Origin of the sequence: Streptomyces sp. NBRC 110028 (assembly GCF_001417735.1) — a bacterium.
In the GTDB taxonomy this organism is placed as follows: Bacteria; Actinomycetota; Actinomycetes; order Streptomycetales; family Streptomycetaceae; genus Streptomyces.
In genome coordinates this window covers 145,933-158,910 of record NZ_BBUZ01000022.1, presented here as the reverse complement: position 1 = coordinate 158,910, position 12,978 = coordinate 145,933, and the positions used below count along the sequence as shown (strand labels likewise).

Annotated in this window: 11 protein-coding genes and 1 tRNA gene; 3 read left to right on the top strand and 9 right to left on the bottom strand. The window is 69.6% G+C overall.

Translation table 11 applies throughout. The features are described from left to right. Window positions 1–334: 334 nt before the first annotated feature. From ASC60_RS00815 to ASC60_RS00790, 6 genes are all read right to left on the bottom strand, one after another. Complete coding sequence (locus tag ASC60_RS00815; RefSeq protein WP_055545659.1) at window positions 335–736, bottom strand: hypothetical protein; 402 nt, start codon at window positions 734–736, stop codon at window positions 335–337. Next, window positions 733–981, bottom strand: coding sequence for a hypothetical protein (locus ASC60_RS00810; protein ID WP_055545658.1), 249 nt, complete (start codon window positions 979–981; stop codon window positions 733–735). Before ASC60_RS00810 ends, ASC60_RS00815 begins: the two co-directional genes overlap by 4 nt. 401 nt (window positions 982–1,382) lie before the next feature. Then, window positions 1,383–1,673, bottom strand: a complete 291-nt coding sequence (locus ASC60_RS00805; protein WP_055545656.1) for a hypothetical protein — start codon at window positions 1,671–1,673, stop codon at window positions 1,383–1,385. Then, a complete protein-coding gene (locus tag ASC60_RS00800) occupies window positions 1,670–2,071 on the bottom strand; it encodes a DUF6247 family protein (RefSeq protein WP_063787051.1) in 402 nt (133 codons plus the stop codon). Before ASC60_RS00800 ends, ASC60_RS00805 begins: the two co-directional genes overlap by 4 nt. 260 nt (window positions 2,072–2,331) lie before the next feature. Beyond that, a complete protein-coding gene (locus ASC60_RS00795) occupies window positions 2,332–2,625 on the bottom strand; it encodes a hypothetical protein (RefSeq protein ID WP_055545655.1) in 294 nt (97 codons plus the stop codon). Between the two features lie 190 nt (window positions 2,626–2,815). Continuing rightward, window positions 2,816–2,889 (bottom strand) — tRNA-Gly (locus ASC60_RS00790). Between the two features lie 561 nt (window positions 2,890–3,450). Here ASC60_RS00790 and dcd point away from each other — a divergent pair. Together dcd and ASC60_RS00780 are read left to right on the top strand one after the other, a co-directional pair. Beyond that, on the top strand, window positions 3,451–4,026 hold the full coding sequence (gene dcd, locus ASC60_RS00785; RefSeq protein ID WP_055545653.1) for a dCTP deaminase: 576 nt from the start codon (window positions 3,451–3,453) through the stop codon (window positions 4,024–4,026). 6 nt (window positions 4,027–4,032) lie between these two features. Continuing rightward, window positions 4,033–4,530 carry a phosphoribosyltransferase gene (locus ASC60_RS00780; RefSeq protein WP_055545651.1) on the top strand — a complete coding sequence of 166 codons (498 nt, stop codon included), beginning with the start codon at window positions 4,033–4,035 and terminating at the stop codon, window positions 4,528–4,530. Window positions 4,531–4,574: 44 nt separating this feature from the next. Here ASC60_RS00780 and ASC60_RS00775 read toward each other — a convergent pair whose 3' ends face one another. Both ASC60_RS00775 and ASC60_RS00770 read right to left on the bottom strand, forming a co-directional pair. Next, window positions 4,575–5,534 carry a Yip1 family protein gene (locus tag ASC60_RS00775; RefSeq protein ID WP_055545647.1) on the bottom strand — a complete coding sequence of 320 codons (960 nt, stop codon included), beginning with the start codon at window positions 5,532–5,534 and terminating at the stop codon, window positions 4,575–4,577. A 98-nt stretch (window positions 5,535–5,632) separates the two neighbouring features. Then, window positions 5,633–7,156: a VCBS repeat-containing protein gene (locus tag ASC60_RS00770; protein ID WP_055545645.1), complete on the bottom strand. Its 1,524-nt coding sequence runs from the start codon at window positions 7,154–7,156 to the stop codon at window positions 5,633–5,635. A 418-nt stretch (window positions 7,157–7,574) separates the two neighbouring features. Between ASC60_RS00770 and ASC60_RS00765 the strand changes: the two genes are divergently transcribed. After that, window positions 7,575–10,565 carry a SpoIIE family protein phosphatase/ATP-binding protein gene (locus ASC60_RS00765; protein ID WP_234356729.1) on the top strand — a complete coding sequence of 997 codons (2,991 nt, stop codon included), beginning with the start codon at window positions 7,575–7,577 and terminating at the stop codon, window positions 10,563–10,565. A 56-nt stretch (window positions 10,566–10,621) separates the two neighbouring features. Here the strand turns inward: ASC60_RS00765 and ASC60_RS00760 are convergent, their stop codons facing one another. Continuing rightward, the gene (locus tag ASC60_RS00760; RefSeq protein WP_055545644.1) at window positions 10,622–12,898 is read right to left on the bottom strand and encodes a (Fe-S)-binding protein; all 2,277 of its coding nucleotides are present in this window, start codon (window positions 12,896–12,898) and stop codon (window positions 10,622–10,624) included. Window positions 12,899–12,978: the final 80 nt, after the last annotated feature.

Sequence of the window (12,978 nt, the reverse complement as noted above, 5' to 3'; positions counted from 1 at the left end):
CATCCATTCGGTTGGAGGGGTAAGGACCTCTGGTGCGGATCTGGCACGAGACGCTTAGCGCGGTCTGGAAGACGGCAGACAACAGACAAGGCCCAGGTCGCTGACCTGGGCCTTTGTCGTGGAGCGGGTGACGAGATTCGAACTCGCGCTCTGAGCTTGGGAATCACGTGGCTGTTGGCGTGCATCTTGCCGCTGACCAGTGTAAAAGGGTACTGACGGCGGGCTCGTGCGCCCGCCGTCAGTACCCGTCATTGACCGTTGTTTACCACTCTATCTGGTGCGCATCTGGTGCGGGTGTTCAGCGCGCATTCGTCTGTCCTGCGAGGACCGCGTCTCATAGGGCGATCAGCCGCACACGGGCACCGCAGAGCTTGGCCATATCGTCGGTGTCGGATGTGAGTACGGCGACTGGGGGCGGTTGGCGTAGGGCTGCCTCGGCGACGGTGGCGTCGATCGCGTACTTGTGGCCATGGAGCCCGGTGGCCTTGAGGAGTTGGGCTGCTGCCTTCGCTGCCTCTGCTGTGACCGGTTCGACTTTGACGCGCGACAGTGTCCAGTTAAGGCGCGGGAGGTTCACGCGTGTGTGGCTGACCTCCGCGATGGTGTTGGCGCCGACCACGAAATCGGCTCCCATTTTGTGGAACACCGGAAGCATCGCAAGAAGCTTCCGATCTTGCGCGATCCATGCGGACAGTCCCTGTGAGTCCAGGACGACCGTCTCGAAGTGGGTACTCATGCGGCGTCCGTGTGATCGACGGCGCCGGCGGTGCCGAAGATCTTGGAGTGGGCATCGGCCAGTTCCTCCTCCGTGAAGGCGCCGTGCTCCTCCTGGTGCTGTCGCAGGTCTTCGCCGAGGAGCTGATGCCTGATCTGACGGGCGACCGCCTCGGCCACGTAGCCGGAGACGTTGTCCGTCAGCTTCCTCAGCTCGGTGACCTGCTCGGTTGGGAGCGTGACGGTGATGCGCGTGGTAGCGGACATGCGCCAAGCATACTGTGGTATGCGTGCTAGTGCCTGAGCTTTGGCTCCCTGCTGGGAATCGGGTACGGATCGGGCGTGCGAGTCATAGAGAGGTCAAGACAACAAACAAGGCCCGGGTCTGTGACCTGGGCCTTTGTTATGGAGCGGGTGACGAGAATCGAACTCGCGCTCTGAGCTTGGGAATCACCGGGTGCTCGACGCTGATCACGCCGCTGACCAGCGTAAACGAGTGCTGACGGCAAGCTGTCGTGCCTGCCGCAGCACCCGTCATTGACCGCTGTTTACCGCTCTATCTGGTGCGCTTCTGGTGCGCTTCTGGTGCGTTTCTTGTGCGGAACCTGGCGCACTGCCGACCAATCCGCCCCGGAGTCCAGTCCCTCGAAGCGAGATCTGTTCACCCGCTAAAGATCGGAGAATGGGGGGATGACTCGCGTGATCGCGATGAGGTGCAGACGGGGGAGGGGCAGCGCGTAGAACCAGCCGTCGACGAGCAGGGGGATGCGCCGCACTCCGCCTGGCACGCCCCGTCGCGGTCCTTGACCGAGATCCGTGACGTCAACGCCGACCTCGGCCAGTGCAACCATCTCTCCCGCGAGGCGTTCAACCTCGGCGACCACCTGCGGGGGCAGGCCCGCCACGACGTGCTCGGCGTCCGGGTCATACTCCCAACGCCATGGGTCCCGGTCGCTCACGCTGCTCCCTGCTCCTGGTCGATGCCGGCTTCAGCGCATGCTTTGTCAAGGATGCGGCCGATCTCCGCCGCAAGTTCGCGAGCCTCGTGGATATCGTCGGTCTCGGCCGCACGGGCTTCCAGCGCCCGCAGGCGGGCGGCTCGGTCCGGGTGGCGCTCGACGGCGACGTAGACGGCCCACTGCCCGACGAAGCGACGCATGGGTGCCGCGCTCACCTGCTCTCGGGACTGCCGGAGTGCTGCGGCGCGCTCGGCATCAAATGTCGGCAATGCGTCTGGGGCGAGCAGCGCAAGAGCAGCGCGCAGTTCCTCAGGTGTGCTCGCTGGCTGGGCGATGCGGTGAGCTTCCGGATCACTGTCGGCGATGTCGTGCATCGGATGTTCGGGCTGCGTGGTCATCGCGGTCTCCAGTAAGGATCGGCAGGTCCGCTGTGCGCCCTACGGTACGTGTTCGCCCTGCTCGTGCGCATGGAGATGCGCTCGTCCGCTTCAGTTCACTCGGCGGGCTGCTGACCCCCGCGACCTTGACGGCTGCTGTCCTCCGCCGACCTTCGGATCTTCCCAGCGACTGTTTTCAGCGTGTCCAGACCGTGGCGGATCAGCCGACGGTGCAGTTCGTCCACTAGGCCGCGGCTGCCGGCGTGCCGGGTTCACGGAGCTCAGGGAAACCGGGCTTCCCAAGCGGTCTTGACCGAGAGGGGAAGGAACAGGCCCCACCACCCCCGCCGCAGCGATGTCGCGTTCAGATACGCGTTGAGGCCGTCGCGTGTCTGGGCCTCGCGGATGACGCGCTCGTACATCAGCTGGAAGTCTGCTTCGTCGGCCAGGTCGTAGACGTAGTGCGGTCCCCAGTCGATGTGGCGCGGCAGCGTGACGCTACCAGTCGTGGGGCCGCCCAACTCGGCGAGGGACTCCGGCAGTACGTACGGCTTCGCCGCTGCATACCTGCTCATGACTTCAGCATGGCTGATGTGGTCCGTGAGCGGCCCCCGATCACGCAGCCGAGCGCACTACGGAGTGAACGCCGACGCGAGGCGACCGGTCGGCATGCCCGACGCCTGATCTGGCACGCACCGGGCACGGGAGGCGTAGAGAGGTCTAGACAACAAACAAGGCCCGGGTCTGTGACCTGGGCCTTTGCTATGGAGCGGGTGACGAGAATCGAACTCGCGCTCTGAGCTTGGGAAGCTCATGTTCTACCATTAAACTACACCCGCGAGTGAGGCGCCGATCTCTCGGTGCCGCATCGTCGCTCACTTTACCTCATGGCTGACCCCCGGTGCATGCGCTGTGGGGTTTTCGCGTTTTTCGGGTGCGGGAGGCCCCCGGCCGGGGAGGGCTTAGTGGGGAAAGGTGCTCTTGGGGTGGGGGAGTTGGGGCGTACCGTGGGGGGCGGAGTGCCGCTTGGAGTGGCGTGCGGTTGATCCCCTAATGTGGCTTTTGTCGTCCGCGTTGTCCACGTTCATGGGGAAGGGACTCAATGGAGCGCACCGTCGTCCGTTGTGCCGAAGGGCATGTGTTCAGCACCGCTTCGTTCCCGATGCGGCACCTTACGGTCGACCGCATCGGTCCCGGGCGGCTGCTGCGGTGTCCGCGTTGCGCCAGGCTCCGGCACGCGGTGCCGGTGGCGCGCGAAGAGCGGTAGGTGCCGTAGGGGCCGTTAGGAGCCGTAGGAGCAGCGGGTAGTTGCGGTAGTCGAACGAAGATCGTGGGCGCGGGCCCGGTCCGGTGGGCCGGGCCCGCGCCATGGGGTGGGGGTGGTTGCGTATCCTCGTTCCGTGCTTCTCTCAGACAAGGACATCCGGACGGAGATCGACGCCGGACGGGTGCGGATCGATCCGTATGACCCGGCGATGGTGCAGCCGTCGAGCATCGACGTCAGGTTGGACCGGTTCTTCCGGGTTTTCGAGAACCACCGCTATCCGCACATCGATCCGGCGGTCGAGCAGCCGGATCTGACGCGGCTGGTGGAGCCGGAGGGGGATGAGGCGTTCATCCTGCATCCGGGGGAGTTCGTGCTCGCCTCCACGTACGAGGTGATCACGCTGCCGGTGGACCTCGCCTCGCGGCTGGAGGGGAAGTCGAGCCTGGGGCGGCTGGGGCTGCTGACGCATTCGACGGCCGGTTTCATCGACCCGGGGTTCTCGGGGCATGTGACGCTCGAGCTGTCGAACGTGGCGACGCTGCCGATCAAGCTGTGGCCGGGGATGAAGATCGGGCAGCTGTGCATGTTCCGGCTGACCTCGCCCGCCGAGCACCCGTACGGCTCGGCGCGGTACGGCTCCCGCTACCAGGGGCAGCGTGGGCCGACGCCCTCGCGTTCGTTCCAGAACTTCCACCGGACGAAGGTGTGAGCAGCGGTGGCTGAGGAGCGCGAGAATCTGTCGTACGAGCGGTTCGGCACGGCGGTCCGCGAGCTGGCGCAGGAGATCGCGGACGACGGGTACGAGCCGGACGTCGTGCTGTCCATAGCCCGCGGCGGGGTCTTCGTCGCGGGCGGGCTGGCGTACGCGCTGGACTGCAAGAACATCCACCTGGTGAACGTGGAGTTCTACACGGGGGTGGGCACCACCCTCGACATGCCGGTGATGCTCGCGCCCGTGCCCAACGCGATCGACTTCTCCGACAAGAAGGTGCTGATCGCCGACGACGTCGCGGACACCGGCAAGACGCTGAAGCTGGTGCGCGACTTCTGTCTCGGGACGGTCGCCGAGGTGCGCAGCGCCGTGATCTACGAGAAGTCGCAGTCGCTGGTGAAGTGCGAGTACGTGTGGAAGCGCACCGAGCAGTGGATCAACTTCCCCTGGAGCGTCGAGCCGCCCGTCGTGCGGCGTGACGGGCAGGTCCTCGACGCGTAGGACGCGGGCAGGGGGGTGTGAAGGGGCCCTTGCGGGCCCCTCTCCTACAGGGTTCCGAGCTTCACCAGCGACAGCAGCGCGATCAGCTGGATCGCCGACGCCCCCAGCGCCTTCTGCCACGGCAGGTCGTGCGACTTGCTCACCATGACCGTGAACAGCGCGCCCGAGGCCAGCCAGGTCGCCCACCCCAGCACCTGCACCAGGGAGCTGTCGCCGCCCAGGAAGACCGCGAACAGCAGCCTCGGCGCGTCGGTGATCGACATGATCAGCATCGAGAGGCCGATGGTCGGTCCCCAGGTGCCGTCGCCGCCGAGCTGGCGGGCGAGGGTGTGGGTGACCGCGCCGAGCACCAGGGCGCTGATCGTGACGGCGACGCCCGCGCTGAGGATCCACGGGATGCTGTTGGCCATCGGGGCGTTCAGGACGTCCTTACGGGCGTCGTCGAAGCCGAAGACCGCCAGCAGGCCGTAGACGAAGGTCACGATGAGGGCGGGGCCCCACACCGTGTAGTCGCGCATCTGCCAGAAGGTGGGCGCCGGGCGCAGCACGATGCCGCTCAGCAGCTGCTTCCAGTGCAGCCGGGGTCCGGCGGGCGGCACGGTGGAGGAGCCGGCGCGGTAGGTGCTGCCGTCGTCGTACGAACCGGGGCCCTGGCCGTACGGGTCGTACGCGTCGGGCGCCTCGCCCACACTGAACGCCTGGGTGTGCCCGGAGTTGTTGTCGGCGTACCCGCCGGGGGCCCCGGGGCCCGGTCTGTACCCGCCGCCCTGGCCGTAGCCCTGGTCCGGGCCCGGCCCGCCCCCGGGCCCGCCGCCGGGTCCGTAGTACGGGTCCTGGCTGCCGAAGTACTCCGGCTCTCCCTGTGTAGCGGGCTGCTGCCACTGCGGCTGCGTGCGGCCGTACGGGTCCTGCGACCCGTGCGGCGGCTGCTGCGGTCGCTGCTGCTGCCCTTGTTGCGCGGAGTGGGAGTCCCGTCCGCGTCCGATCCTGAATCCAGCCACCATTCGAACGTACCCGGTCGCGGAGGGTGGGGAGCCGGAGCGGGGGGACAGGCCCGGCATTGCTGCCGAGCTGTGACATCCCTTAGGGGGACCCTGGGGGGTTAACCCCCCGCTCGAGGGCCAGTTGGTGTCTCCTGGGAGGTCGCGGCGAAGGGCCGGCTGGAGAAGGTGATCTTGTCGGAGGCGCCGTTGGTGATCCACCACCGCTCGGGCCGCTCGCCGTACAGGGAGAACGCGATGCCGGGGCCCCAGGCGAGCACGATCTCGTCCTTGCCGTCGTGATCGAAATCGGCCGCGCCGTAGAGCCGGGCGGCGCGCTCGTCCCGGCGTACGGCCCTGCCGTCCACCCGGTCCGGGACGGTACGGGTGAGGGTGCGGCGGGCGAGGGCGGTACGTCCGGGGCGCGGGGCCAGCAGCCGGGCGCCGCCGGAGCCGAGCGGGACGGCCAGCTCGTCGGTGCCGTCGCCGTCGGTGTCGGCGGCCACCATCGTCCCCGACATGCCGGGCACCGGGATCGACGGGGAGGAGCGGACGGCGCGGCCGGTGGCGGTGCCGTAGTAGACGCTCACCGTGCGGCCGATGTCCGGCTTCTCCGTCGCGTCGCCGCCCTCGTCGGCGCGGGTGCCGCTGGCGCCGACCGCGACGTCCCGGCGGCCGTCGCCGTCGAAGTCGCCGAAGGCGATCGAGTTGCCCTTGCGCAGCGGGCGCCCGGTGTGGCGCAGCCCGTGCGGGCCTGCGGACAGCAGGGCGGAGCCGGACTGGGTGGCGGCGCTGATCCCGTGCACGACCAGGTCGGTGGGGCGGTCGCCGTGGATCCGGTCGGCGACGAGGTCGCCGATCTCGGCGCCGCCGCCGTGGAACGGGCTGCGGTACGGCACGGTCCGGGCGGCCCGGCCCGCGCGGTCGAACGGCCCGTACAGGACGAGGAACGAGCGCCGGTCGGCGCGGACCACCGCCAGGTCGTGGTGGCCGTCGCCGTTGAAGTCGCCGACGGTCGGGCGCGCCGGGTCGACGGATTCGGAGGGGCCGGTGAGCTGGACGCGGGCGGCGGAGCGGGCGTGCGGCGGGCCGCCCGCGCTGCCCCAGGCGATGTACGGGACGGTCCGGACGGTGGCGTGGGTGCGCTTGGCCTCGGCGGCGCCGAGCCGTTCGCCGCCGGTGGTGGTCACGTCGGCGTAGCCGTCGCCGTCGAGGTCGGCGGTGGCCACCTCGGTCGCGCCCGCGACGGCGACGTCGCCGTCGGGCAGGCCCAGGTCGGCCCGGCGCAGGACGGTGCGGGTGGCGGGGTGGAGGCCGTCGTGCGAGCCGTGGACGAAGGCGATCCGGCTGGGCAGGCCGCGCTTGCGGGGCGGGACCGGAAGCTGGAGGTCCGGGTAGCGGTCGCCGTTGACGTCGTCGGGCAGCTTGCTGCCCTTGCCGCGCGGGACGGGGGCGGTGGCGGTGGACCCGGCGCCTGCGGAGGCCGCCGAGGCGTGGGAGGGGCGCTGGGCCCGTGGCCCGTCGGCGGAGGCCCCCGCGCCGCATCCGGTGAGCAGGGCGAGCACACCGGCCCATGCCGCGCAGGCGGCGAGGGCGGCGGGGGCGGGGGAGCGCGTGGGGGGAGTGGGCGGAGGCGCGGGCGTCATCGGTCACCCCTAACCCATGCGGCACGGTCGCGGCAACCAAGGGGTTACGGAGGTTCTGGACGCCATCAGTCCGCTTGGCTGTAAAGATGACCTTTGGAGCACAAGGGCGGTCCAGGACATTTACCCACCCATGGGTGGGGCATGATCCTGTGAGGATCCACGGGGATCCACGGGAATCCACAGGGATCCACAACCTTGTTGTGAGAAGGGATACTTCACGGCCAGGATCGGTTCATGTTCGAAGCGGGCGAGCGGGGGCTGCCATGTGCGTATCGCACGATGCGTCAGTGACGGGTGAGGCACCGAGACTCATGGAGGGTGCGAGCGGGGTGTAGGCGCGATGTCGGACGGGTGTGGCCGGTCGGCAGCGGCGGATGCCGCTCGCCCGCCAGAGCATGAGGATGCTAGAAATAGCGACATGGCCGGACTTTTCGGTCGAGCACGGGTCCCCCTGGCGCGGACCGTGACCGAGTGGCGGAATCAGCGCGGCCATCAGGGCCCCCGCAGTCAGCGGAATGCCCCCGAGCGGTACGGGCACGACCCCGCGGCGCACGGGACCGAGGGGCGCCTGACGAGCGGGGCGCGCCAGACGCTGCGGACCCGTGAGGGGCACGAGGGACACGCGGGGCAGGGCGTCCGGGGCCGCCGGGGCGGGCGGTCGCGCCGCCTGCCGGGCCGTGGGGTGCGTACGGTCGCGGGCCAGGTGTTCGTCCTCCAGGTGGGCGTCGTGCTGCTGCTCGTCGTCGCCGCCGTGGTGGCGCTCGTCCTGCAGTCGCGGTACGACAGCGAGCGCGAGGCCCGTAACCGCTCGATCGCCGTCGCCGAGAGCTTCGCGAGCGCCCCGGGGATGGCCGCCGCCATGCGCGGCCCCGATCCGGCCGCCGTGCTGCAGCCGCTCGCCGAGCGGGCCCGCAAGGGCGCGGGCGTCGACTTCGTCGTGGCCATGTCGCCGCACGGGATCCGCTACACCCACCCCAATCCGGACCGGATCGGGAAGCACTTCATGGGCAGCATCGAGGGCGCGGTGCGGGGCCGCACGGTCACGGAGACCTTCACCGGCACCCTCGGCCTGTCCGTGCGGTCCGTGGTGCCCGTCTTCGACCACCAGGGAAACCAGGGAGACCGCCAGGGGGGCCACCGGGGCAAGGTCGTGGGCCTGGTCTCGGCCGGGATCACGATCAAGAAGGTGAGCGGCGCGGCCAATCACCAGCTGCCGCTGCTGGTCGTCGCCGCCGCTGCCTCGCTCGCCCTGGCCACCGGCGGCACCGCCCTGGTCAGCAGGCGGCTGCGGCGCCAGACCCACGGTCTGGACCCGGCCGAGATGACGCGGATGTACGAGCACCACGACGCGGTGCTGCACGCCGTGCGGGAGGGCGTGCTGATCGTCAGCGGCGACGGCCGCCTGGTGCTCGCCAACGACGAGGCGCGCCGCCTCTTCGCCCTGCCGCCGGACGCGGAGGGCCGTCCCGTCGCCGAGCTGGGCTTCGATCCGTACACGACCGAGCTGCTGGTGTCGGGGCGTCCGGCCACCGACGAGGTGCACACGGCCGGGGAGCGGCTGCTGTCGGTCAGCCACCGCCCCACCGACCGCAACGGCGGCCCGCCCGGCAGCGTCGCGACCCTGCGCGACACCACCGAGCTGCGCGCGCTGACCGGCAAGGTCGACCTGGCCCGCAACCGCCTGAGGCTGCTGTACGACGCGGGTGTGTCCATCGGCACCACGCTGGACGTGGTGCGCACCGCGCAGGAGTTGGCGGAGTACGCGGTGACCCGGTTCGCCGACTACGTCTCCGTCGACCTCGCGGACTCGGTCCTGCGCGGCGAGGAGCCGCAGGAGGGCGCCGCCGGTACGGCGGGCGGCGGGGGCGGCGCGGACGGCCGCCCCACGCCCCTGCGGCGTACGGCGCTCAGCGGCATCCGCGACGACGTGCCGCTCTACCCGCTGGGCAAGCTGATCCGGTTCACGGCGAACGCGCCCCAGGCCCACGGCTTCCGCACCGGCACCGTCACGGTCGTCCCCGTGCTGAGCGACCACGGGGGCTGGCGGGAGCAGGATCCCGACCAGGCCCGGAAGATCGTCGACTCCGGTATCCACTCGATGATCACGGTGCCGCTGCGGGCCCGGGGCGTGGTGCTGGGCGTGGCCAGTTTCATGCGTGCGGAGAAGCCCGAGCCGTTCGAGGAGGACGACGTCTCGCTCGCCGAGGAGCTGGTCACCCGGGCCGCCGTCAGCATCGACAACGCCCGCCGTTACACCCGCGAGCACACCATGGCGGTGACGCTGCAGCGCAGCCTGCTGCCCCGGGTGCTGCCCGAGCAGAACGCGCTGGACGTGGCGTACCGCTATCTGCCCGCCGAGTCGGGCGTCGGCGGCGACTGGTTCGACGTCATCCCGCTGCCGGGCGCGCGGGTGGCGCTCGTGGTGGGCGATGTCGTCGGCCACGGGCTGCACGCGGCGGCCACGATGGGGCGGCTGCGGACGGCGGTGCACAACTTCTCCACCCTCGATCTGCCGCCGGACGAGATCCTGTCCCATCTGGACGATCTGATCGCCCGCATCGACCATGACGAGGGCCACAGCGCCCTGGCGGACGGCGACGGCGGCGGTGAGGTGATCATCGGGGCCACCTGTCTGTACGCGATCTACGACCCGGTGACGCGGCGCTGCACCATGGCCCGGGCCGGGCATCCGCCGCCCGCGGTGGTGAGCCCGGACGGCTCGGTGGAGTTCCTGGATCCGCCCGCGGGTCCACCGCTGGGCCTGGGCGGGCTGCCGTTCGAGACGGATGAGCTGGAGCTGCCCGAGGGCAGCCACCTGGTGCTCTACACGGACGGGCTGATCGAGAAGCGCGACCGGGACATCGAAACGGGCCTGGAGATGCTGGGCGAGGCCCTGTCCCACCCCGGGCGCACCCCGGAGCAGACCTGTACGGCGGTGCTGGACGCGCTGCTGCCCGAGCGCCCCAGCGACGACATCGCGCTGATCGTCGCCCGTACGAGGGTGCTGGAGCCGGGGCGGATCGCCGACTGGGAGGTGCCGTCCGACCCGGCCCAGGTCGCCGAGGTGCGGGCGGCGGTGGCGGGGAAGCTCGCGGAGTGGGAGCTGGGGGAGGTGGCGTTCACGACCGAGCTGATCCTCAGCGAGCTGATCACCAACGCGATCCGTTACGCCACCGGCCCGATCCGGGTGCGGCTGCTGTGTGACCGTAGCCTGATCTGCGAGGTGTCCGACACCAGCAGCACCTCACCGCATCTGCGGTACGCGGCGACGACGGACGAGGGCGGCCGCGGGCTGTTCCTGGTCTCCCAGTTCGCCGACCGGTGGGGCACGCGGTACACGGCGGAGGGCAAGGTCATCTGGACGGAGCAGACGCTGCCGTTACCGAAGAACGGCAAGCCGCGGGCATAGACGGGGCCCGCCCGCGTGGTGCGCGGGCGGGCCCCGTCATGGTCGACGCGGGGGCGTCACTTCACCGGGGCGGGCTCCGGGGCCTCGGTCGACGTGCCGTCGCCCTCCGGTTCGGCGGGGGTCTTCACCGAGTCCAGCAGCAGTTGCGCCACGTCCACGACCTGGAGCGATTCGGCGACCTTGCCGTCGTTCTTCTTGCCGTTGACCGAATCCGTCAGCATGACCAGGCAGAACGGGCAGGCGGTGGAGACGATGTCCGGGTTCAGCGACAGGGCCTCGTCGACGCGCTCGTTGTTGATGCGCTTGCCGATCCGCTCCTCCATCCACATGCGCGCGCCGCCCGCGCCGCAGCAGAAGCCGCGCTCCTTGTGGCGGTGCATCTCCTCGTTCCGCAGGCCCGGCACCTTGGCGATGATCTCGCGCGGCGGGGTGTAGACCTTGTTGTGGCGGCCCAGGTAGCAGGGGTCGTGGTAGGTGATCAGACCTTCGACCGGGGTGACGGGGATCAGCTTGCCCTCGTCGATGAGGTGCTGGAGCAGCTGGGTGTGGTGGATGACCTCGAAGTGGCCGCCCAGCTGCGGGTATTCGTTCGCGATGGTGTTGAAGCAGTGGGGGCAGGTCGCGACGATCTTCTTCTTCGCCTTCTCGACCACCACGCCCTCGTCGGCATCTTCGCCGAAGGCCATGTTCAGCATCTCGACGTTCTGCTGACCGAGCTGCTGGAACAGGAACTCGTTGCCCAGGCGGCGGGCGGAGTCACCGGTGCACGCCTCGTCGCCGCCCATGATCGCGAACTTGACGCCCGCGATGTGCAGCAGCTCCGCGAAGGCCTTGGTGGTCTTCTTGGCGCGGTCCTCCAGGGCGCCGGCGCAGCCGACCCAGTACAGGTAGTCGACCTCGGTCAGGTCCTCGATGTCCTTGCCGACGACCGGGACCTCGAACCCTGCGTCCGCCGCAAGCTCCTTGGTCCACGCCAGCCGCTGCTTCTTGGCCAGCCCCCAGGGGTTGCCCTTCTTCTCCAGGTTCTTCAGCATCGCCCCGGCCTCGCTCGGGAACGACGACTCGATCATGACCTGGTAGCGGCGCATGTCGACGATGTGGTCGACGTGCTCGATGTCGACGGGGCACTGCTCGACGCAGGCGCCGCAGGTGGTGCAGGACCACAGCACGTCCGGGTCGATGACCCCATTCTCCTCCAGGGTGCCGATCAGCGGGCGCTCGGCCTCCGCGAGCGCGGCCTGCGGAACCCCGGCGAGCTGCTCGGCGCTCGCCTTCTCCTCGCCCTCGGCATCCTTGCCGCCACCCGCCAGGAGGTACGGGGCCTTGGCGTGCGAGTGGTCGCGCAACGCCATGACCAGCAGCTTCGGCGAGAGCGGCTTGCCGGTGTTCCAGGCCGGGCACTGCGACTGGCAGCGGCCGCATTCGGTGCAGGTGGAGAAGTCGAGGATGCCCTTCCAGGAGAAGTGCTCGATCTGCGAGACGCCGAACTGGGCGTCCTCGTCCGGGTCCTCGAAGTCGATGGGCTCGCCGCCGGAGGTCATCGGCTGGAGCGCGCCGAGCGCCACCTCGCCCGAGGCCTCGCGCTTGAACCAGATGTTCGGGAAGGCCAGGAAGCGGTGCCAGGCGATGCTCATGTCGATGTTCGTGCTGACCACGATCATCCAGATCATGGTCGTGCCGAGCTTGATCATCGCGAAGAGGTAGGTCAGGTTCTGCAGCGTGCCGAGCCCCAGGCCCTTGAAGAGCAGCACCAGCGGGTACGAGGCGAAGTACGCCGGCTCGTACGTGTCGACGCCGTGCAGGGCGCCCTCCAGGCCGCGCAGCGCCATGATGGCCAGGCCGATGATGAGGATGACGTACTCGACGAAGTACGCCTGCCAGGCCGTGGAGCCCGTGAACCGCGACTTGCGGCCGGCCCGGCTGGGCAGGTTCAGCAGCCGGATCACGATCAGGGTCGCGATGCCGAGGGTGGTCATCGTGCCGATGAACTCGATGTACAGCTCATAGGGGAGGAAGCCGCCGATGACCGGCAGCGTCCAGTCGGCCTGGAAGAGCTGGCCGTAGGCGTTGATGATGGTCGGCGGCAGGGTCAGGAAGCCCACCGCGACGAACCAGTGGGCGATGCCGATGACACCCCACTTGTTCATCCGGGTGTGCGCGAGGAACTCCCGGACCAGCGTCACGCTGCGCTGCCAGGGGTTGTCGGTCCGGGTGCCCGCCGGGACCGGCGCGCCGAGCCTGAAGAACCGTACGAATTGCGCGACGGCGCGGCCAAGCAGGGCAACGCCGACCGCGGTGAGGACCAGCGACACGATGATCGCGGCGAGTTGCATGGAGGCTCCTCGAACCTGCGAGTGCGGGCATTACTAAGCAGTAACTTAATTTGTCTTGACTGACATTACCCGTCCGGGTG